The organism is Providencia sp. Me31A (assembly GCF_050487165.1).
GTDB lineage: Bacteria > Pseudomonadota > Gammaproteobacteria > Enterobacterales > Enterobacteriaceae > Providencia.
Genome location: NZ_JBKQGZ010000002.1, coordinates 79,889 through 103,608 on the forward strand (window position 1 = coordinate 79,889; position 23,720 = coordinate 103,608).

Sequence of the window (23,720 nt, forward strand, 5' to 3'; positions counted from 1 at the left end):
CGCTATGAATAAAAAGATAATCCCCCCTATAATCGCCATCCCTGTAATCGCCCTAATATCTAGCACTACACTTTATGCTAATGAAGAAAAACCAATAATTTCTGCTGGTAGCTGGGTGTTAATGTCTTATGAAACAGGAGAAATATTAGCCGAACAAGAAGGCGCAAAACATATTGAGCCAGCAAGTTTAGTCAAATTAATGACTTCATATTTGGTTGCAAAATCAACATCATTAGGTTATATAAAAAATGATGATGTCGTTATCATAGATAAAGAAGCATGGGCTTATGCTAACCCCATTTTAAAGGGTTCGCCATTAATGTTTCTTAAGGCCGATGAGCAGGTTGATGTGGCTTCTCTGAAAAAAGGATTAATAATCCAATCGGCTAATGATGCCGCAATTGCACTAGCGAAATATATAGCTAGTAGTCAAGATGGTTTTGTTGAATTAATGAATAAAACCGCTAAAGATATTGGAATGATCAATACGTTTTTTCAAAATGTACATGGATTAAATGCAAGTAATCAATACACCTCTGCTTTTGATATGGCATATTTAGCTAAACAATTAATTAAAGATTCGCCTAATGATTACCTATTATATAAAGAGATTACGTTCTCACATAATGGAATTAAGCAGTATAATCGCAATAAACTTTTATATCAAAGCAAACTTGATGTTGATGGGTTAATAACAGGAACAACATCTTATAATAAATACCATATTATTTCATCAGCTACCAACAATCATATTAGATATATTGCTGTTGTACTGGACGCAGATTCATCCGCAACAAGATTTAATGAGGCGGATAAATTACTATCTTGGGGATTTGATAATTATACTGTTTATAAACCAGATGTTACAAATACCATACCAGTGCGAGTTTGGTACGGTAATAAAACAGAAATGCAAGTGACTTACCCTGAAGGTACAGCGATAGATATAAAAAAGAAAGATATAAATAAAATAAAAATTAATTCTGTATTTAACGATAGCTATATTTCAGCCCCTATTAAAAAAGGAGATATTGTTGGCTATACCGAGTTTCTTGTTGATGATAAAAAAATAGCAACAAGAGAATTAATTTCCACCGAAGATATCGAAAAAGGAAATATTTTCAATAACATTTGGGATTTTATCTTGAAAACAATAGATAGACTAATTGAAGATATTAAGGCTGTTTTCAATTAACAAAAAAGATAAGAAGATTAATAGTAATTGTGTTAAATAGTTAACTATAACTGACTGTTTTTAAATAATTAATCATTCTGGTAGCACCAAATTTGAATTTAAATAAAGACGGCAGGCCTAACAGCAAAGCCATGTACCCTTTTCTATCGTTTGATCGTAGGAGTGAATCAATATCGGGCAATGTGTATCATTTAGAAAAGAGCGTAACTGCACGCTCTATTTTTAATAGGTATTTATATCTTTTATTAATATCCCTATTTCATTTTTTGATTGCCTTGAAACGTGGATTAGCCTTTATACTCATTAGCAACGAGGAGATTATCTAATAGCAAGGAGCATCAATATGAAATCAATCGTAATATCATCTATCTCTTTTCTTTACTTTTTTTTGCCTTACGCATCTCAAGCAACCGAACCCAATATTGATAAAGCAAAGTTAATTAATATTGAGGCGCCACTTAAAAACCATATTTCATTCAATACATTCGAAAGCTTATCTTCCAATGAGGATGGCCTAATTTTCAATAATGACATCAACAGCAATAGTAATCTTAATAATAAAGCGGCAAAGCTGATATTTGCAGAAGTGACAGGCTCGGAAGAAAGCCATTTACAGGGTATATTAGGGGTTAAGGGACAGCGAGCAAACCTTGTCATCGCCAACCCAAATGGTATTTCTTGGAATGAAGGTGTTATTAATAATATCAATAGCCTATCGCTAATCGCAGGTAAATTTGAGAGACAATACGTCAAAAATAAAGAAAAAAACAATCAACTTGAGCCCAAAAAACTGGAGGACTATAACCAACTAAAATTTTCAACCCAACCGGGTAGTCTAATCAGTATTAGCCAACAACACAGTAACCCTATTCTATTATCGAAACTGAATGTATTTGCCGATCAGATAAAATTGCAAAATGCCCTCAATGTTAACTCTGCCATGCAAAACTATATTAGCGCATCCGGTAGTGCAACACTTTCTCCCAGTGAGGGGGCTCTTAAGTACAGTTCAAAATTCAAGACTGATATTCCTTATCTGCGAGGAAATCATTTGGAATTAAGTGAACAGACAAAGCTAGTGGGGCGTAGCATCACGCTTGAAAGCCATCAATACCAATGCAAAGACAGTTTTCTTTGTCCTCAAAACAAAATTGATATACAGGGACTCATTAGCGCGATGAATCTCTCTACACTTGGGGACAGTGAAATTATGCTTTCAGATAAAGGCGTGATTAAGATAGGGAAAAATCAACAAGCACTTGTCGCCCATTCAGCTCAATAATCTTGAGTCTAGCAGTACAACAATGTAAAACGGCCTCAAAAGAAGGCCGTTAGTTAGTACAAGTAATACGAGTTTAAAAACTACATCCAGAAGAACCATGCAAATAGGGAAATTACAATGATACAAGCTACATTTAATACAGCTCCTACCCTTACCATTTCAATTTGTCGAATATAACCTGAACCGAATACTATCGCGTTCGGTGGGGTTGCGACTGGTAACATAAATGCACAAGATGCTCCAATACCAATGATCATAGTTAATACGATCACTGGCATACCTAATGCTTCAGCAACTGTCGCAAAAATAGGAACTAATAATGCCGCACTCGCTGTATTACTCGTAAATTCCGTTAAAACAATGATAAAAGTGGTTACAGCTAAAATAATGACAAACCAGTGGCTTTCCCCAAAAGTTAATTGCATCCAGTCCGCCATGATTTTACTTGCCCCTGATGAGCTCAAAATAGCGCTTAGTGTTAATCCCCCACCAAACAGCATTAATACGCCCCACTCCGTATTTTTTTGGATCTGTGACCAACTAGCAACCCCAGTAATAGCAATCAATATCGCCGCTATCATCGCAATAATGGTGTCTAAATCTTTTACACCACCTAGCGCATCACTAATAAATGTACTGGTGATCCAACATACAACCGCAAACAGGAAAATCACCATTGCCGTGATACGTTTACCATTCCAATGCACATGCTCTAATTCGATTTCAAAACGATGTTTAAGATTTGGTCGTAACATCATGTACATCAATACAAACATCATTGGCAATAAAACCACCATGATTGGTATGCCATATTTCATCCATGACAAAAAGTCTAACCCTAAAGCAGCGGCTGCTATCGCATTTGGTGGGCTCCCCACAATAGTACCTAAGCCGCCAATACTTGCACTATACGCAACACCTAATAATACAAATACAAACGTATTACGCTCATGGCGTACATCTAAATTAGATAAAATGCCTAATACCAATGGTAACATCATTGCTGCGGTTGCAGTGTTACTGATCCACATTGATAAACCCGCCGTTACCCCAAACAGGAGGAGTACAGCAACAGAGAGCCGACCGCGAGCTGCCATTAATAAGCGATTTGCAATGAGTCTATCCAAACCTTGAATGTGTAAGGCTGTGGCTAATGCAAAACCACCGAAGAATAGAAAAATAATTGGGTTAGCGAATGATTTTAAGGCATCGCCAGTATTCATCAACCCAAGCCCAACGGCTAAGATAGGGATACACAACGCGGTGATTGTCACGTGGATAGCTTCAGTTAACCAAAGCACACCGATGAAAACCATCATTGCAAGGCCAGCATTTGCCTTTTCATCAAAAGGCAAATACTTTAAAAGTAAAATTAATATTACGATATCAATAGCTAAGATAATCCAACCACGTTTATTTGACGGTGTTGGACTTACTGCCGGCGTCAAAGATTCAGAAGCATCCATGTAAACTCCATAGCTCAGAAGCAAATTTAGTTTCGAGTTTTATTGTTAATATTTTTTTACAAGGAGTGAAATATAGGGTTAATCGAATGAGATTAAAATGTGGATAATCCAAAAATGCGATCTATACCGTGCAATTTTACTGTTTTATCTTTCAATTCCAAAAAAACCACCTATTGATTCGTAAAAACCGAAGAATAAAAAACTAGAATTAAACCTATAACGCAGAGTATTTATATATCAATAAAAACAAATAGGTGATTTTTGAAGATAGGCGCTAAAAATTAAAGAGGTTTAAATGTTATGTATTAACAAAAAGGTATATCGAGCTTTCATGCAAATGAAAAATCAATGGGAAACATGATAAAAGCAATATGACCTCGTATTTTACTTATACTCATTAAATAAAAAAGGGAAGCCTTAGCTTCCCCGATAATTAATTTAGCGAACTAAAATTACGCTTGGCCTTTCACTTCTTTCAGACCATTGAATGGTGCATTTTTACCTAATGCTTCTTCAATACGAATCAGTTGGTTATATTTAGCAACACGGTCAGAACGGCTCATAGAACCAGTTTTGATTTGGCCAGCTGCTGTACCTACTGCTAAATCTGCAATAGTCGCATCTTCAGTTTCACCTGAACGGTGAGAGATAACAGCGGTGTAACCTGCATCTTTCGCCATTTTAATCGCAGCCAAAGTTTCGGTTAAAGAACCGATTTGGTTGAATTTGATCAGGATTGAGTTAGCGATACCTTTATCGATACCTTCTTTCAGGATCTTCGTATTAGTTACAAACAGGTCATCACCAACCAGTTGGATTTTGTCACCAAGAACTTTAGTTTGGTATGCGAAACCATCCCAGTCAGATTCATTCAGGCCATCTTCGATAGAAACGATAGGATACTGTTTAGTCAACTCTTCTAAATAGTGGGTAAACTCTTGTGAAGTAAAGGTTTTACCTTCGCCTTTCAATTCATAGTTACCTGTTTCTGCATTAAAGAATTCAGATGCCGCACAGTCCATCGCCAATGTTACGTCTTTACCTAATACATAACCTGCTTGCTCAACAGCTTCTTTAATTGCTGCTAATGCTGCTGCGTTTGATTCTAAGTTAGGTGCATAGCCACCTTCATCACCCACTGCAGTATTCATACCTTTAGATTTAAGTACTTTTGCTAAGTGATGGAAGATTTCAGAACCCATGCGCACAGCTTCTTTCAGTGTTGGTGCACCAACAGGCTGGATCATAAATTCTTGGATATCAACGTTATTATCTGCATGCTCACCACCATTGATGATGTTCATCATTGGCAGAGGCATAGAGTATTGACCATGAGTCCCATTCAGATCAGAGATGTGCTCATACAAAGGCATACCTTTTGCCGCTGCTGCTGCTTTTGCGTTAGCTAAAGAAACAGCCAGAATTGCGTTTGCACCAAATTTAGATTTATTTTCAGTGCCATCAAGGTCAATCATGATTTTATCAATGTTTGCTTGATCTTTTGCATCTTTACCGATCACAGCTTCTGCAATTGGACCATTAACAGCAGCAACTGCTTTTTGAACACCTTTACCCAGAAAACGTGATTTATCACCGTCACGCAGTTCCAGTGCTTCACGGGACCCTGTAGATGCACCTGATGGAGCCGCTGCTAAACCAACAAAACCACCTTCTAAATGAACTTCAGCTTCTACAGTTGGGTTACCACGAGAGTCAATGATTTCACGGCCGATCACTTTAACAATTTTGGACATTAGGTTTTCCTCAGTACAAGTTAAATTTCGGGAAGTTGGCACACATGCACCGACTTCCCCATATCTTATTTCAACTCACCTTTCTGGTACTTACCAGCGGCTTTAACAAAACCTGCAAACAATGGGTGACCATCTCTTGGCGTAGAGGTGAACTCTGGATGGAATTGACAAGCCACAAACCATGGATGATTTGGGTTCTCAATAATTTCTACCAGTTTGTTATCTACTGAACGACCAGCAATTTTCAGGCCTGCATCTTCGATGCGTTTCAATAGTAAGTTATTCACTTCATAACGGTGACGATGGCGCTCTATGATGGTTTCAGCACCATACATTTCACGTACTAAGCTACCATTCACTAAATGGCATGGTTGACCACCTACACGCATAGTACCACCAAGATCGCTCTCTTCCGAACGTACCTCAAGGTTACCCTCTTCATCACGCCATTCAGTAATTAGCGCAACAACTGGGAATTTACAATCCGCTTTAAATTCTGTTGAGTTTGCACCTGCCATATTGGCAACATTGCGAGCAAACTCAATCAATGCGACTTGCATGCCCAAACAAATACCTAAATAAGGAATTTTGTTTTCACGTGCATATTGAGCCGTCAGAATTTTACCTTCAATACCACGCTCACCAAAACCGCCTGGCACTAAAATAGCATCTAAACCTTTAAGTAACTCAACACCGCGCGTTTCAATATCTTGTGAATCGATCAATTTGATATTCACTGTTAAACGGTTTTTCAAACCACCGTGTTTTAACGCTTCAATCACAGATTTATAAGCATCTGGCAGCTCTACATATTTACCAACCATTCCAATGGTCACTTCACCGGCCGGATTGGCTTCTTCGTAAATAACTTGCTCCCACTCAGATAAATTAGCCTCTGGCACATCAATGTGGAAACGGCTACAGATGTACTCATCTAAACCTTGTGATTTTAACAAAGCTGGAATTTTATAAATTGAATCGACATCTTTTAGAGAAATAACGGCTTTTTCTGGCACGTTACAGAACAATGCAATTTTTGCGCGTTCATTTGCAGGGATCACTCGGTCTGAGCGACAAATTAACACGTCAGGTTGGATACCAATTGACAGCAATTCTTTTACAGAATGTTGAGTTGGCTTAGTTTTCACTTCACCTGCTGCTGCAAGGTATGGCACTAATGTTAAGTGTAAATATAAGGTGTGCTCACGACCGACTTCTGCTGCCATTTGACGAATAGCTTCAAGAAATGGCAGAGACTCGATATCACCTACAGTACCACCAATTTCAACCAAAACGACATCATGGCCTTCGCCACCACGGATAATACGGTCTTTGATTTCATTAGTAATATGTGGAATAACTTGAATTGTCGCGCCTAAATAGTCGCCACGGCGCTCTTTACGCAAAACTTCAGAATAAACACGCCCCGTAGTAAAATTATTACGACGTGTCATTTTGGTACGGATGAAACGCTCATAGTGACCCAAATCTAAGTCAGTTTCAGCGCCGTCTTCTGTAACGAAAACTTCCCCGTGTTGGGTTGGGCTCATTGTGCCTGGATCTACGTTAATGTAGGGGTCCAGTTTCATAATCGTCACGTTGAGTCCACGGGCTTCGAGTATAGCCGCCAAAGAGGCTGCGGCAATGCCTTTACCCAGAGAGGATACGACCCCGCCGGTCACAAAAATATAATTAGTTTTCATGCTGAACCTGAAAGTTTAGGTTTAAAAGATGATGGATATAACAGGACGGGAAAACAGTATACCCGAACCTTAATTTCGCTACAAATGTTCTAAGCATAATAAGGCTAAATTTCATCAATACTCTAATATTATCAGCAAGTTAGAAACGAAAATTATTTATCGCTTCAAAAATAGTCATTTGTGTCTATTTTTATAGATTAACACAGTTTAAAGGCAAAAGCTAAATCCTTTCAGCTCATAATTGAGTGTAAAATAAGCGATTTTGCACGAACTTTGATTTTGAATAACTATTTACTCTACTTATCGCCATTTAATACCTCAATGTTTCATATTACCCATTATTTTTGAAGCTCTACGGTTATTCTTGAGACTTAACCTGTTGCCAAAGCGACTCCATCTCTTCAAGTGTAGCACTTTCTGTCGTTTTACCACTTTTCACTAGAATTTTTTCGATTTGACGAAAACGAGACTCAAACTTGTTGCAAGCTTTCTGTAATGCGATTTCCGGTTTATGGCCTAAATGACGAGATAGATTAACTGTCGCAAATAACAGATCACCAATTTCTTCTTCAAGGCGTGCCTCATCAATAACGGCCTGAGTAGCTTCCTCCATGACTTCTTCTAGTTCTTCATGAACCTTTCCAACCACAGGGCCAAGAGTGTCCCAATCAAAGCCCACAGAAGCACAGCGCTTTTGAATTTTATAAGCTTTCATCAACGCAGGCAGTGAGTTTGGAATATCATCTAATACCGAAAATTGCGCTTTTTTCGCTCGTTCCTTTGACTTGCGTTTTTCCCAGCCATCAATCACTTCCGAACTGCTCAGTGTGTTATTTTCATCAAAAATATGTGGATGGCGATTTTCAAGTTTATCGCTCACCGCTTGGCAAATATCATTAAAATCAAACAATGATTTTTCATTCGCCATTTGCGCATAAAAAACCACCTGAAACAATAAGTCCCCCAGTTCGCCTTTTAAGTCTGAAAAATCTTCCCGTTCTATTGCATCAAGAACTTCATAGGTTTCTTCAAGTGTGTAAGGCGCGATAGTTTTAAACGTTTGAACTTTATCCCACGGGCAACCAGTTTGAGGATCACGTAACTGTTTCATGATTGATAATAAACGTTCAATTTGAGGATTTGCCTGACTCATTTCATTCCCTTTGTTTTTATTTGATTTTGTAGGTGCTTATCTTTATTCCCAACTTACCAGAAGATAAAACCATGCGTAAATATTTTTACTTTATCAACCTACATTGAAAATGGGATTGTACTCCATTCATTGATAGTTAATGAGTAATTACCCAATAAATATCCCTACAAAGACCAAAGAGCCAGAGTCATGGATTGGATGTAAAACGAGCAACTCTTTCAGAATAGGACGGTGATAAGATACGGTAATAGCAATAGAAAGTAGGTATATTGAAAGGCTTTTATGTAACCCAAAAACGCCTAGTTTAACGTCTTCAATTAGTCATGAAACGCAAAAAAATTATAAAATTCAGCGTTCATACATATCATCCATTAGCAAATAAAAACAAATAGTTATCAAAAAAAAGAGCCCATAGCAAAATGAAACTAGGGCTCTATATTTCACAACACATTATGATGAATGACGTTTGGCTTCTATCACATCAGGTAGTTGATTAAGCTTCGCTAACACTCGGCTCAGAACCTCAATGTTATAAATTTCAATTGTCATATCAATAGTTGCTAACTGCTGCTTCACATCACTGCGGCTGCTAACACCTAATACATTGACTTTCTCATTCGCCAAAATGGTTGTAATATCACGCAGTAACCCACTACGGTCATTCGCCACGACTCTAACGACTAAAGAGTAGCCGCTAGAGTAGTTTTCCCCCCACACTGCATCAATTACCCTTTCAGGGGCATGGCTTTGTAGTTCTGCAAGTTGCTCACAATCAATACTATGGATAGAAATTCCCCGACCTTTAGTGATAAAGCCAACAATTTCATCTCCGGGGATCGGTTGGCAGCAACGAGCGATATGGTGCATTAAATTCCCGACACCTTCGACTACAACACGGCCGCTACTGTGCGATGGTGCTCTTGGCACTGAAGATTTGCTTTCTAGTGTCTTCAATGCCGCGCGATCTTCTTCTTCTGCCGTGGCTTTGTTGAACTTACTTTGTAAGAAGTTCACCAATTGGTTGATACGAATATCACCACCACCAATACCTGCCAATACTTCATCGAGTGAGTGCACGTTATAGCGTGCTATCAGAAGCTTCTCCGCTTCCCGTAAGCTGATATCGAGCTGTGATAATTCGCTATCTAAGATTTGGCGACCAGCAAGCACATTTTTGTCTCTATCTTGCTTACGGAACCAGTTTTGAATTTTCGCACGCCCGCGGCTTGTAGTTACATAACCAAGGTTAGGGTTTAACCAGTCGCGACTTGGGTTTGGGTGTTTTTGCGTGATAATTTCAATCTGATCTCCCATTTGTAATTGGTAGCTAAATGGTACAATACGACCACCAATTTTTGCCCCGATACAACGGTGCCCAACATCACTGTGGATATGGTATGCAAAATCAAGCGGGGTTGAACCTGCGGGTAAATCAACCACATCGCCTTTAGGAGTAAAAACATAAACTCTGTCATCAAATACTTGGCTACGGACTTCATCAAGCATTTCCCCTGAGTCAGCCATCTCTTCTTGCCAAGCAATTAATTTGCGTAGCCATGCAATACGGTTTTCATAGCTACTGCCTTTACCAGCCCCAGTAGCTCCTTCTTTATACTTCCAATGTGCCGCAACCCCCAGCTCAGCATCTTCATGCATTTGGCGGGTACGAATTTGGATTTCAAGGGTTTTACCATTTGGCCCTAACACTACCGTGTGAATAGACTGATAACCATTAGGTTTTGGATTCGCCACATAATCATCAAACTCATCAGGGAGATGGCGAAAATGGGTGTGGACAATCCCAAGCGCGGCATAGCAATCTTGCAAACGTTCAACCACAATACGCACAGCTCGCACATCAAATAGTTCATCAAACGCCAATGATTTTTTCTTCATTTTACGCCAGATACTATAGATATGCTTAGGCCGTCCATAGATATCAGCCTGAATATTCTCTTTTAACATGTATTTACGTAATATACCGACGAAATTATCTATATAATCTTCACGGTCTATACGACGTTCATGCAGTAATTTAGCAATTTTTTTGTATTCATCAGGGTGCAAGTAACGGAAACAAAAATCCTCTAATTCCCACTTTAATTGCCCAATTCCCAAGCGGTTTGCTAACGGTGCATAGATATTTGAGCACTCTTTCGCAGCTAAAACACGTTCATCTTCAGTTGCGTCTTTCACTTCACGCAAGTGCGCAATACGTTCGGCTAATTTGATAACAACACAGCGAAAATCCTCAACCATCGACAATAGCATGCGTCGAATGTTATCTACCTGTGTAGAGCTTGTTTCGCTTGATTGTGTCGCTTTTAATTGGCGGATAGCATCCATTTCTAGCACGCCTTTTACGAGCTCATGGATAGACTTGCCAAACGTTTCAATGACTTCTTCTTCCCCAAGCTTTCCTTCTTCAACTAATGGGAAAAGCAAAGCGGCTTGTAAGCTACCGATATCCATACTCAATGTAGAGAGTATTTCTGTCATCTCGATGCCACGCCACAACAATAGAGAGCCAATCTCTTGTCCAGCAAGTTTATCGTGACAATATTGCCAGGTATGGATGAGCTTTTCTTCTGATTGTTTATTGCTCAGTCCCAGACCGTTAACCCACTTTTCTGGAGCAAACTCACCTGCTGGGGTAAGATGTGCACTTCTTACTGCGACCATATATTCTCCCTACCTGTTAAACCTCTGGGCGACGGACAAACAATGCCATTGATTCTAAATGACTAGTATGCGAAAACATATCCAACATCCGCAAATGTAATAGTTGGTACCCTCCATCGAGCAATACCTTACTGTCTCTTGCCAACGTTGTTGGGTTACAAGAAACATAGACAATTTTTTCTGGCATCAGTTTAACTAAATGTTCCATAACACCCGCAGCTCCTGCTCTTGCAGGGTCTAATAAGACTTTATTGAACCCATGAGCTGCCCATGGCTGTGTATGAATTTCGGCTTCTAAGTTCTCATTATAGAATGTCGCATTATAAATAGTATTGAGCCGTGCATTGTTTCGGGCTTGTTCGACTAAATTTTCAACACCTTCTACACCAACAACCGATTTTGCAAGCCTCGCAATCGGCAATGTGAAGTTGCCCATACCACAAAAAAGGTCTAAGACTCTATCTTCACTATTGATCTCTAGCCATTCTAGTGCTTGCATTACCATTAGTTGATTAATTTGCGCATTAACTTGTATAAAATTTAACGGGTTAAACTTTAGTATTTCCCCTGCTACCTGATATTCAGGCTGTGGAGCACTGAAAGTTAATGGCTGTATGTTTTCATCATTTCCAGCTAACCAGATAGACGCGCCGTGCTGCTTTTCAAAATCAGCGAGTTTTTGCTTATCTGATTGAGAAAAAGCGGCTAAATGCCTAATCATCACAATATTACAATTATCGGCTTTGATAAGCTCAACATGCCCTAACTTTGGCGCAATGCTAAGCTGGTTTAAGCACTGTGAAAGTGGTTTTATCAAGACATCTAAATCGGATGACAAAACTGGGCAATTTTTAATATCAACCAAGTTGTTAGATTGTGTTTTGCGAAACCCCATCAATAGCTGCTTATTTTTTAGTTGATATTGCAACCCAAGGCGTGCACGACGGCGGTATCCATAAGGCTCACCACTGATGACTGGCGTGGCAACCTGATCAATCCCAGTTTCACGCATCATCAGATATTGCAACGCATTCGCTTTACTTTCTCTTTGTAACCCAATATCAACATGTTGCTGCTGGCAACCACCACATTGATTAAAATAACGACAAACAGGTTTCGCCCGCTGTAAGCTTGTACTGATACGTTTAACCACTTTCGCTTTAGCAAAATGGCGTTTGTCTTCCGTTAATTCAATCTGTGCTTCTTCTCCTGGCAATAAGCCACTGACAAAAATAGTTTTTCCGTCAAGGCGAGCAACGCCTTGCCCTGCTGCATCTAAGCTATCTGCGACAACGGTCAGTTGGCGACGTGAAGTGGTTCGGCGATTTGGAGAATAAAATTGGGCCATAAGTAGTCACAACGGAGTATTAAGTTATAAAAAAGATTATTGTCTATTTTTCATCAAAAAGAGTTACTTTTGCACTACTTTATCGGGAAAACAGGTGTGGTTAGTATACCTGTTTTTCCCCTTATTTTATTGACTACTTTTCTATTTTATTAAATAACAAATTAATATAGTTAATTACTAACCATAAATTTCCTATATTCTTCATAAGCATAGTGATCGGTCATACCACTAATATAGTCTTGGATCAAACGTGCCCGATAATAAAATTCAAGGATGGATTTATCCGATTCATTCGTTGCGGAAATTTTTTCGAGTGCTTCAGTGTAAGATAAGCGATGCTTATTGGAGAGCTTATGGAATAGCCGTGTTTCAATAAAAAAGTGCTTGTGATAGCTTTTTTCTACTAGCGCAGAAAAATCCGCTCTATTCATCATCAATAATGGGCTATAAAAGTCTAATAGGCCGCTAATTATCCGATAACCTTGTAGCTCTAATTCCTCAACTTCATGGTGATTGAACACATGTTTAAAAGCTACCGTTTTTAATACTTTCAATAACCTATGTTCTGGGCTTTTGTCTTCAAGTAAAGCACTATTAAAGGTACCGTTGTAAATTTCAGGCAAGTTTTTAATAAACTGCTGCGCACTGTAATGGGACAATTTGCCTGTAATATTCACGCGCAAATACATAAAGAATTGATCTTGCTGAATACGCCTTGTGTGGTTGTCGCTGATATTGTTATAGGCTCTCATAATGGTCTGATCAAACAAATCATTTGGTTCAATATCGCCCCATTCTGCTTTTAAGAAGTTAATCAGCTGCTCAACCGTAAAAATCCCTTTTTCCGCAGCATCATCCAAATCAGCAATGCAATATGAAATATCATCAGCGGCTTCCATAATATATGACAAAGGAAAGCGACAGTATTTTTCCATATCCAATTTCTTGGTTAACTCACTAACAAAGTCAGCTTCAGACCAATAGTAACCTGGTTTTTTCATCAGATAGCTAAACTCACTAGGGATAGGCTCTAAGTCAAAGGCGCCACGGGTATATTTTAAAATTGAGCCAATTTGCGCATAGGTTAAATTCAATTTAAGTAGGCGATGCGCCATACGCAATCCCTGTGCGTTCCCTTCAAATGAACATAAGTCCTGCCTTAACTGGCGACGAAAAAGATCTTGTTTTTCATTCCCCGTCAATTTTAACGCGTTGATTTTGCACGGATCTGGAGAATCTAGTATATAGGAATACTCAGGGGCTAATAATTTGCTGAACCAACGCTGAATTGCAGCCTCACCAAAATGTCCAAAAGGTGGATTACCAATATCGTGCATTAAACAAGACATCTCAACAAGGCTTTCAAATGCATCACAACGCTGTTCTAGCCCATATTTTTCCAACAGCTTTTTCTTTTTGAGCTCACCGAGAACCGTTTTGCTAATGTAGCGGCCTACTTGCTGAACTTCCAGCGAATGCGTTAATCGGCTACGTACAGCTGCATTTTGTTCTAACGGAAATACCTGAGTTTTTTGTTGTAAACGCCGAATTGCGGCTGAGTTGATGATCCGACCACGGTCACTTTCAAATAAGCGATTTACCGCGTCCTCATCTTGTGGTGAAATTTTTTGGTTTTTCGCACTACTCATGTAGTTACGCTGAAAATTTAGCTTCTTAAGAAAATTAATCTCCCCCATGCAGCCCCCCTTCTTCATATCGGTTTATCACTCATTATATAGCCAAAAGATAGGAAAAATACTTCACGATTCACCTTTCAATGTTACACTTCGAGTATCTTTGTAATTCCGTTGCCTGAATATGAGCTATTACAACAATAACTGTGATAGTACTCGAAGATCATGGCAATAACATAGTAAAACACTATCTTCCCTAGATAATGTGTTGTAGTACGCTGCACACCCAAAGGGAGAGGAGACAAAATGAAAGTTGGGATCATTGGTGCGATGGAGCAAGAGGTTGCCATTTTGCGCTCACAGATTGAAGGCTGCCAAACCATTAGCCGCGCAGGGTGTGAAATATATACAGGCAAAATCAATGGGGTCGATATTGCTCTATTAAAGTCGGGCATTGGTAAAGTTGCAGCTGCTATTGGTACCACGTTACTTTTAGAGCATTGCCAGCCTGATGTGGTGATTAATACAGGCTCCGCTGGTGGGTTAGATCCGCGTTTAAATGTTGGCGATATCGTGGTGTCTACAGAAGTCCGCTATCATGATGCTGATGTCACCGCATTCGGTTATGAACCCGGACAAATGGCTCAGTGCCCACCTGCTTTTATCGCTGATAGTAAGCTAATCGATGTCGCTGAACAATGCATTCATTTACTGGATATGAATGCAGTGCGTGGTTTAGTGTGCAGTGGGGATGCATTTATTAATGGCTCAGAGCCACTGGCACGCATCAAAGCTATGTTTCCACAAGTAGCTGCGGTTGAAATGGAAGCGACGGCTATTGGCCAAGTTTGCCATCAATTTGGTATACCTTTTGTTGTCGTTCGTGCAATTTCTGATGTGGCAGATAAAGAATCACACACGAGCTTTGACGAGTTTCTTCCTGTTGCGGCTCGTCAGTCTTCATTGATGATCAATGCGATTTTAGCTAAGCTGGCTTAAGTTCAACAAAAAAGGCATAACTGGTTGTCAGGTATGTCTTTTATTGCCATTGTGATGATAGCTATGAAAAAAATAACGGTCTATTTATCCCACACCATTACTTTATTATTTGCTTTTTGTATCTCTTTTTCTGCACTGTCTGAGCCTAAACACCGCGTAATTAGCTTATCCCCTGCCAATACGGAACTCGCTTATGCCGCAGGACTCGGTGAAAGTTTGATTGCCGTTAGTGCTTACTCCGACTATCCCGAGCAAGCGAAAAAATTAGAGCAAGTCTCTGATTGGCAAGGTGTTAATGTCGAGCGTATTCTTGCACTCAAACCGGATTTAATTTTGGCATGGCGAGGTGGAAACCCACAGCGACCGCTTGATCAGCTGGCATCCTTTGGCATTCCTATTATCTATCTTGATCCACAAACCATTGATGAAGTGATAGATGCCGTCAATGAATTATCCCAATACAGTCCTAACCCTGAACTTGCTCAGCAAACAATTGAGTCAATGCAAATAAAGCTTGCCGTTTATAAAAATAAAACAGCCGTTGATATCAAACCCAAAAAAGTGTTTATCCAATTAGGGATTCAGCCTTTATTTAGTGCAGGTAACCATACATTGCAAAATGATGTTGTCACCTTATGCAGTGGTGAGAATATTTTTGTCAATAGCCCTGTGCAATGGCCGCAAGTTAGTCGTGAGCAAGTACTCACCCGCAAGCCTGATGTTATTGTAATAGCAGGCTCAGAAGAGCAAGAAAAGGGAGTAAGAGATTTTTGGCGCTCCCAACTGAATGCCCCAATCATTCGATTAAATGAAGATTGGTTTCACCGCGCTGGTCCAAGGATTATTAACGCAACCGAACAACTGTGCGAACAGCTAAATTTACTATCCAAGTGATAGCTAAGAGTCGCGAATCAAGAATCAAGAATCAAGAATCAAGAATCAAGAATCAAGAATCAAGAATCAAGAATCAAGAATCAAGAATCAAGAATCAAGAATTAAAAATCACGAATTTTTCTAAATAGTTCGAGTTGTGGCAAGGCGGCAAATGAAGATATCTCGGGGAGCATACATTAGTATGTGACCCGAGTAGCTGAATGAAGCCAACACCGCCACAGCTCGAAATATGACGAAAAAAAAGAAAATTAGATGCTAAATGATGACCCACACCCGCAGGTAGACTTAGCATTCGGGTTAGTCACAATAAAACGTGAACCTTCTAAACCCTCAGTATAATCAACACTTCCGCCAACTAAGTATTGTAGGCTCATTGGGTCAACAACAAGAGCAACCCCTTGTTTCTCAATGGTCATATCACCATCATTGATTTGATCATCAAACGTGAAACCATATTGGAAACCGCTACATCCGCCACCAGTGATATAAACACGCAGACGCAGATTTGGGTTGTCCTCATCAGACACTAGGTCTTTAACTTTAATTGCTGCCGCATCAGTAAATTGCAAAGGTAGAGCTGCATCATCACTCATTTTTTACTCCAAACCGGTGACCGGTAAATTCATGTGTAGGTCAAAACCTACTCAGATCAATTAACCCAATTATCCGCCACTTGACTAAATCGTTCAAGTGTTGTTAATCAATTAGACACAGAGTGCATATCTTACCTCCAATATTTGGTTTAATTGATACAGTGCTTTAGAATAGAGCCAATTTTTATTTAGCCTCTTTCTTGGAGCCCTGCGATGTCCCAATCTGAAAAACTCTACGCACAAGCAAAAGAACAAATTCCTGGTGGCGTAAACTCGCCAGTACGTGCTTTCAATGGTGTGGGTGGAACCCCATTATTTATTGAGAAAGCTGATGGCGCTTATATCTATGACGTTGATGGTAAAGCCTATGTGGATTACGTCGGTTCATGGGGACCTATGGTATTAGGGCACAACCACCCAGAGATCCGTGATGCTGTTATCAAAGCGGTTCATAAAGGGTTAAGCTTTGGTGCGCCAACGGCAGCTGAAGTTGAAATGGCTGAATTGGTTTGCGAATTAGTGCCATCAATGGACATGGTTCGCATGGTGAACTCCGGAACTGAAGCGACCATGAGCGCAATTCGTCTGGCACGAGGTTACACAGGCCGTGATAAAATTATCAAATTTGAAGGTTGTTACCACGGTCATGCCGATTGTTTATTAGTTAAAGCGGGTTCAGGTGCTCTCACTATGGGTGAACCTAATTCTCCGGGGGTTCCAGAAGATTTCGTAAAACATACGTTAACCTGTACATATAACGACCTTGCCTCAGTTCGTCAAGCATTCGAAAACTACCCTGAAGACATTGCTTGTGTCATTGTTGAACCCGTTGCTGGCAACATGAACTGTGTGCCTCCGACCGCTGAATTTTTACCCGGCTTGCGTGAACTTTGCGATGAGTTTAATGCCGTATTCATTATTGATGAAGTAATGACGGGCTTTCGTGTTGCGCTAGGTGGCGCGCAAGATTATTACGACGTACAACCTGATTTAACCTGTTTAGGTAAAATTATCGGTGGTGGTATGCCTGTGGGTGCCTTTGGTGGTCGTCTTGAAATCATGGAAAAACTCGCACCTATTGGGCCGGTTTACCAAGCTGGAACATTGTCGGGTAACCCTGTGGCAATGGCTGCGGGCCTAGCTTGCTTAAGAGAAGTTTCTCAACCGGGTGTTCACTCTCGTTTAAACGAGTTAACGGAAAAATTAGCTCGTGGTTTAAAACGCGTCTCAGAAGAACAAGGTATCCCAATGGTTATCAACCATGTCGGCGGTATGTTTGGCATTTTCTTCACCGATGCTCCGACAGTCACTTGCTATCAAGACGTGATGAAATGTGACGTTGAACGCTTTAAGAAATTCTTCCATTACATGTTAGAACAAGGCATTTACCTTGCTCCTTCTGCATTTGAAGCTGGCTTTATGTCTATTGCTCACAGTGATGAAGATATCGAGAAGACAATTAAAGCGGCAGAAACCGCGCTGATTAAAATTAAAAATAATTAATTCATACTGATGTTATAGAGGTGAAATTATCTACATCTTCACCTCTATTCTTTTATAGTTTCAAATAGATAACTATCCCCTTACATCACCATTCTATCTTTACACCTTGATTATCTAAGTAATTTAACTATAAACATGCAGTAAACAGGCTAAGACCTAGAGCAATCAACAACGCAATAGGTTGTAGCCTTAGCGCAATTCTCTAAATAAGTATGTGACTAGTGTTGACGAATGAAGCCAACATAGTCACGACTTGAAATATGACGAGAATTTTAAGGATTGTTGCCAAACATATCCTTCACCCAATCAGGGGCATCATTTTGTTGCTCACCACCGTTACCATTAAGATTCCAAGTGGGATCTTGGCTTTCAGAGGATTGACATAACCCTTCTGGGTTATCCGTCCAAATCGGTAACATTCTGCCACCACCAAAGTTTGAACAACTTAATTGCCCATCTGATGTCACTTGCATATCAACGATACCTTCAGGTGCACGGTTGATGAGTGCTAATGGCGTTTGATTATCGAGATAGCGTTGGTACACTTTCAATGCCCCTGTCGCCCCTGATAACTGTGTAGGCCCGTTGTTATCGCGCCCTACCCATACGATTGCCACTTCTTTACCATCTATCCCTGCATACCAGCTATCACGTAAATCATTCGTGGTACCCGTTTTGCCTGCAAGATTGTATTTGCTGTATTTTGACAATAATACACGTCCTGTCCCTTGGTTCACTACTTGCTGCATACCATATAGTGTAAGATAGGCGGCTTGTGAAGGTACCGCACGTTCTGCTGATGGATAGCTTTGGTAAATTTCTTTACCATCACCGTCAATCACTGAACGTAAAGCAGATAATTTCGCACGGTTACCATTCCCCCCAATAGTTTGGAATACTTGAGCAACTTCCGCTGGCGTTAAATTAACCGCCCCTAGGAACATGGCAGGAACTTTTTCCATCGCAGCGGCTGGAGCACCTAAGCGAACAAAGGTGTTAAATACTTGGTCTAAGCCAACATCTAGCCCTAAGTTTACTGTTGGGATATTTTGCGACTTAGCGAGCGCATCCACTAACATCATACGGCCATTAAAGTTACGGCTGTAATTCCTTGGACTCCAATTTTGATTGCCCACTTTTACGGTTAATGGCTCGTCTTTTAACCACGTATTTAAGCGATAACGGTCTGGCTCACTCAATGCAGCGAGATACACTGGTGGTTTTGCCAAAGAACCAATGCTACGGCGTGCATTCAACGCACGGTTGAAGCCAGAATACTGAGGCTGAGAACCCCCTACCATTGCACGAACTTCACCATTAATACGGTCAACAACGACCATAGCACCTTCAATGTCGTCTAATTTACGTGATTTACGTAAATCGGCGACACCGTTTTCAACCGCATTTTCAGCCGCGGTTTGTGCCACCGGGTCTAGGGTGGTAAAAATTTTAGCCCCTGATAAGTCTTTAACCTTGTCACCCAATTTTTCATTGAGTTCTAAACGTACCATTTGCATAAAGGCAGGCTGAGAAGCCACCAGCCCTTCCTTGTTTTTCACGCCTAGAGGCCTAGCGCTGAGTACTTTATACATTTCTTGGTCGATAACGCCACGAGTTTCCAAGATTTTTAATACGATGTTACGACGCTTAATCGCATTTTGTGGCTTAGTCCAAGGGTTGTATGTTGACGCACCTTGTACCATACCCACTAATAATGCCTGTTGGTCAAAACTTAGCTCATTGATTGGCCTGCCGAAATAATACAAGCTTGCTAATGGGAACCCCCGAATTTCGTCATTACCATTTTGGCCTAAAAACACCTCGTTTAGATATAGCTCTAAAATGCGTTCTTTACTGTAGTTATAGTCCAGTAAAATCGCCATATACGCTTCATTGGCTTTACGTTTTAGCGTACGCTCATTGGTTAAAAATAAATTTTTCACCAATTGTTGGGTTAAGGTACTTCCCCCTTGAACAGAACGCCCTGCGGTTAAGTTCGCAACAACTGCACGGCCGATTGAATATAAACTGACGCCATCGTGCTCATAAAAGTTGCGATCTTCGGTTTCAAGTAAGATTTTAACTAACGATTCAGGGAAGTCAGATAATGGCAGGACCAAACGCTGCTCATTATTCGCAGACTGCATCATGGTGATCAGTTTTGGGTCTAAACGGAAAAAGCCAAATGAGCGGCCATTTTCCATATTTTCAATTTTACTTAATGCGTTGTTTTCGAAAACCATACGCGCCAGAATTTGCCCTTCTTTTTGGTCAGGGAAATTAAATGGACGACGTAAAATTTCAATACTATTACCACGCACTACAAACTCACCAGATGTGGTTATTTTACTGACTTTACGGTACTGCATACCTTCAAGTAAGCGAGCCATTTCAGCTTGGCTGTAGTCCATTCCAGGCTCAAGGTTAACCATTCTACCGTACACAGCAGCAGGTAAATCCCAAACCTTACCATCGAGGCGTTCTTTAATTTGTTGATTTAAATAAAAACCATATGCAGCAAGTAAAACAGCAAATACAATCATTAATTTGACGAGTAGCCAGAACCAACGCCATTTGCTTTTTACTTTACGTTGCTTTTTATTCTTTGAGCCTTTTTTAGCCATGTATTCTTCTTCGTCGTCATCATCAAGATATTGTTGGTCAATATCATTATCTTCAAATAAATCTTCATCATCATAATCATCGCGACCTCTACGGCGGCGGGATGAAGGTTGTTTTTTCTCAGCAGATTTTTTATTGCGTCTGCCTATTGGTTCAAAATCTTTACCTGACATGGTCGCTCCATATCACCTTACAAAAGAACTTAACTACTTAATTAACTACTTCACGAGTTCTGCTAAATTAGCGGCTAATTTTGGCCTATAACCCTAGAGATTTCACCAAAGAAAGCTCTTAATTACATTTCCTTACTCAGCTAAAATCAACGTAAGTCATTTAGGAAACTCGCTATTAGAACACAAAAGTAGGTTATTTCGCACTCATCATCGCTTTTTTTGTTTGCCTTGTTGGTGCAGTATTCGCTGGGTCATCTGGCCATAAATGCTTTGGATAACGTCCTTTCATTTCTTTTTGTACCTCTTTATAGCTACCCTGCCAAAACGCACCGATATCTTGAGTAATTTGTAATGGCCGCATTGCAGGAGATAATAAAGAAACAGTGATGGTTAATTTCCCTTGTGCCACCGTTGGATTTGCTTTTACACCATACATTTCTTGCATCCGAATTTCTATGACTGGTGGTTTATCTAATGAGTAGTGAATGCTCACATCATGCAAGGATGGGGCACAATAAGTAGCCGGAAACATATTTTCCAGCCACTGTTGCTGTTGCCAACTCAAACGGTTGATTAATAGTTGTTCTAAATTAATTTGCCGTAATTTCTGCTTAGTGGTTACACCATCGAGATAAGGCTCAAGCCATTCATCTAATGAATCCAGCAAAGTGCTATCATCGAAATCAGGAAAATCTTCATCGGGAAAATATTGTTTCGCTAGCAAACAACGAATACACAGTTGTCTAGCATTCTCTTGCCAATCGAGCTGTTGTAATCCATTTTGTTTTAACCAATAAATTAATGCTTTGCTGATATCCGCCTTATCAGGACTGCTCATTCGTTCTGATTTCACCACTAGCTGGCCACATTGCAAGCGTTTCCACGCCAATAGTGTCCCCCGCTGCTCATCCCACTCCACTGTCTCTTGATGTGTGAATAGTTCAGGGCACTCCTGCTGTAACACATCTATTTCTATGGGATAAGCTAAAGAAATACGCGCATCTGCACTGTTTTCTGGCTGCCATAATGAAGCCACGATTAACCAAGAAGAGCCGATTAAGCGGTCGGACTCATTCAACGATGCACCTAAACCACTCGATAGTTGATAGCGAAATTGGTTATCTCGCGTTTTCGCAATGCAATCGGGAAAGCCTGCTGCTAATAAAGTTGGCAACCACTCACTTACTAATGCTGTTTGATGACCTATCGCACCAGTAACTTTTTGCCCGCTTAATGTAGATGCACGTCGGCACCAATTTTCTGTAGGTTTTTCTAAATAATCACCAAGGTGGCTCGCCATGCCTTTCGGAGGTTCTTCTATTATTGCCGATAATAGAGCCGCAAGTTGAATCACTGCCTTATTTTGGCTCCCTTGGGCTTTATAAAGTATCGCTGCCGTGCGAACGGAGGTGCCAAACTCCGCCATTTTTTGCCCCGCAAGAGAAAGCTTACCTTGGCTATCAATAGCGCCAAGATTTCTTAGCAAGTCTTTTGCAGCCGCAATAGCAGGGGCTGGCGGCAATGTTAGCCAGGACAACTGAGCGACGTCATGACACCCCCACTGTAATAAAGATAACCATAATCCGCTGAGATCGCTTTGGTTTATTTCCGCTTCACTAAACTGCGCAGCACGCTCCGCTTGCTCTTCACTAAAGAGATGCCAACACACGCCAGCTTCTAAGCGTCCCGCTCTCCCTGCTCTTTGAGTCATTGACGCTTGGCTAATGCGTTGTTTCGTTAATCGTGTTAGCCCCGAGCGAGGGTTAAATCGCCCTACACGTTCAAAACCACTATCAACCACTAACCGAATACCTTCAATTGTTAAACTGGTTTCCGCAATATTAGTCGCGAGTACTACTTTACGTTTTCCCTGTGGAGCAACTTGGATTGCGTCTTGTTGTGCTTTGATAGATAGCGCACCATATAAAGGGCATAAAAGTGTGTCCTCACTAACCAATAACGCAAGCTCCGCCCTAGTTTTTTCTATTTCTCCCACTCCGGGAAGAAATAATAACAATGAGCCTTGCTCTTGCTGCAACAGCTGCCATGTCGCCGCTGCAACTTCCTTATGGAACAGTTTGTTTGGGTTTATTGGGTAAAATTGACGTTTGACAGGAAAGGCTCGGCCCTGTGACACAATTACTGGCGCATCAGGGAATAGCTGCGTTAAGCCTTGATTATCTAGCGTGGCAGACATCAGCAAAATCCGTAAATCATCACGCAAGGCTTGTTGAGAGTCTAATAAAAGAGCAAGACCAAGATCAGCCTGAAGGTTTCGTTCGTGAAATTCATCTAAAATGACTAAACCTACACCATCTAGCATCGGATCGTTCTGTAATAAACGCGTCAGTACGCCTTCCGTGACCACTTCCAGCCTAGTGTGCCGACTCACTTTAGTTTCAGAACGCATACGTAAACCGACAGTGTGGCCGATTTCTTCCCCTAATTGTTCCGCTAAACGAGCCGCAACGGTACGAGCTGCGAGACGGCGAGGCTCTAGCATAATAATTTTGCCATCAATAATGCCACTTTTTAAAATTTCTAATGGCAACACGGTAGATTTACCCGCCCCCGTAGGAGCATGTAGTAATACTTGAGGGGATGTGTTTAACGCGCTAATTAAAGCATCGCTAACATCTAATATCGGCAACACTGAGGTTATCACTCCATGCATTAACTTTTGCTATCAGACATTGTAGCATTAGCCTCTTTTATCAGT

15 protein-coding genes are annotated in these 23,720 nt (G+C 40.5%); 5 read left to right on the top strand and 10 right to left on the bottom strand.

The genetic code is table 11. From position 1 onward, the window contains the following. Window positions 1-4: 4 nt before the first annotated feature. Window positions 5-1,195 (top strand): serine hydrolase, encoded by a 1,191-nt coding sequence (locus tag ACLPIE_RS01770; RefSeq protein ID WP_430259086.1) that lies wholly within the window; start codon window positions 5-7, stop codon window positions 1,193-1,195. 343 nt (window positions 1,196-1,538) lie between these two features. Next, entirely contained in the window at window positions 1,539-2,477 is a 939-nt protein-coding gene (locus ACLPIE_RS01775; protein WP_430259088.1) for a two-partner secretion domain-containing protein, read from the top strand. 80 nt (window positions 2,478-2,557) lie between these two features. Here the strand turns inward: ACLPIE_RS01775 and ACLPIE_RS01780 are convergent, their stop codons facing one another. From ACLPIE_RS01780 to dgt, 7 genes are all read right to left on the bottom strand, one after another. After that, the gene (locus tag ACLPIE_RS01780) at window positions 2,558-3,943 is read right to left on the bottom strand and encodes an SLC13 family permease (RefSeq protein ID WP_430259090.1); all 1,386 of its coding nucleotides are present in this window, start codon (window positions 3,941-3,943) and stop codon (window positions 2,558-2,560) included. Between the two features lie 452 nt (window positions 3,944-4,395). Further along, window positions 4,396-5,697, bottom strand: a complete 1,302-nt coding sequence (gene eno / locus ACLPIE_RS01785) for a phosphopyruvate hydratase (RefSeq protein ID WP_430259092.1) — start codon at window positions 5,695-5,697, stop codon at window positions 4,396-4,398. A 65-nt stretch (window positions 5,698-5,762) separates the two neighbouring features. Beyond that, window positions 5,763-7,400 carry a glutamine hydrolyzing CTP synthase gene (pyrG, locus tag ACLPIE_RS01790; protein WP_430259094.1) on the bottom strand — a complete coding sequence of 546 codons (1,638 nt, stop codon included), beginning with the start codon at window positions 7,398-7,400 and terminating at the stop codon, window positions 5,763-5,765. A gap of 358 nt (window positions 7,401-7,758) precedes the next feature. Next, entirely contained in the window at window positions 7,759-8,553 is a 795-nt protein-coding gene (mazG, locus tag ACLPIE_RS01795) for a nucleoside triphosphate pyrophosphohydrolase (protein WP_430259096.1), read from the bottom strand. A gap of 450 nt (window positions 8,554-9,003) precedes the next feature. Further along, on the bottom strand, window positions 9,004-11,235 hold the full coding sequence (gene relA, locus ACLPIE_RS01800) for a GTP diphosphokinase (RefSeq protein WP_430259098.1): 2,232 nt from the start codon (window positions 11,233-11,235) through the stop codon (window positions 9,004-9,006). A gap of 16 nt (window positions 11,236-11,251) precedes the next feature. Further along, the gene (gene rlmD / locus ACLPIE_RS01805; RefSeq protein ID WP_430259100.1) at window positions 11,252-12,583 is read right to left on the bottom strand and encodes a 23S rRNA (uracil(1939)-C(5))-methyltransferase RlmD; all 1,332 of its coding nucleotides are present in this window, start codon (window positions 12,581-12,583) and stop codon (window positions 11,252-11,254) included. A 170-nt stretch (window positions 12,584-12,753) separates the two neighbouring features. Continuing rightward, entirely contained in the window at window positions 12,754-14,280 is a 1,527-nt protein-coding gene (gene dgt / locus ACLPIE_RS01810; protein WP_430259102.1) for a dGTPase, read from the bottom strand. Between the two features lie 243 nt (window positions 14,281-14,523). Between dgt and mtnN the strand changes: the two genes are divergently transcribed. Together mtnN and btuF are read left to right on the top strand one after the other, a co-directional pair. Beyond that, the gene (mtnN, locus tag ACLPIE_RS01815) at window positions 14,524-15,216 is read left to right on the top strand and encodes a 5'-methylthioadenosine/S-adenosylhomocysteine nucleosidase (protein ID WP_430259104.1); all 693 of its coding nucleotides are present in this window, start codon (window positions 14,524-14,526) and stop codon (window positions 15,214-15,216) included. A gap of 63 nt (window positions 15,217-15,279) precedes the next feature. Then, a complete protein-coding gene (gene btuF, locus ACLPIE_RS01820) occupies window positions 15,280-16,110 on the top strand; it encodes a vitamin B12 ABC transporter substrate-binding protein BtuF (protein ID WP_430259106.1) in 831 nt (276 codons plus the stop codon). A gap of 248 nt (window positions 16,111-16,358) precedes the next feature. Here btuF and erpA read toward each other — a convergent pair whose 3' ends face one another. Next, window positions 16,359-16,703, bottom strand: a complete 345-nt coding sequence (gene erpA / locus ACLPIE_RS01825) for an iron-sulfur cluster insertion protein ErpA (protein ID WP_430259108.1) — start codon at window positions 16,701-16,703, stop codon at window positions 16,359-16,361. A gap of 213 nt (window positions 16,704-16,916) precedes the next feature. Here erpA and hemL point away from each other — a divergent pair, with 213 nt between their 5' ends. Then, window positions 16,917-18,206: a glutamate-1-semialdehyde 2,1-aminomutase gene (hemL, locus tag ACLPIE_RS01830; protein WP_430259110.1), complete on the top strand. Its 1,290-nt coding sequence runs from the start codon at window positions 16,917-16,919 to the stop codon at window positions 18,204-18,206. Window positions 18,207-18,478: 272 nt separating this feature from the next. Here the strand turns inward: hemL and mrcB are convergent, their stop codons facing one another. Together mrcB and hrpB are read right to left on the bottom strand one after the other, a co-directional pair. Further along, window positions 18,479-21,001, bottom strand: coding sequence for a bifunctional glycosyl transferase/transpeptidase (mrcB, locus tag ACLPIE_RS01835; RefSeq protein WP_430259111.1), 2,523 nt, complete (start codon window positions 20,999-21,001; stop codon window positions 18,479-18,481). A 193-nt stretch (window positions 21,002-21,194) separates the two neighbouring features. Then, window positions 21,195-23,675: an ATP-dependent helicase HrpB gene (gene hrpB / locus ACLPIE_RS01840; protein ID WP_430259113.1), complete on the bottom strand. Its 2,481-nt coding sequence runs from the start codon at window positions 23,673-23,675 to the stop codon at window positions 21,195-21,197. Between the last annotated feature and the right edge of the window lie 45 nt (window positions 23,676-23,720).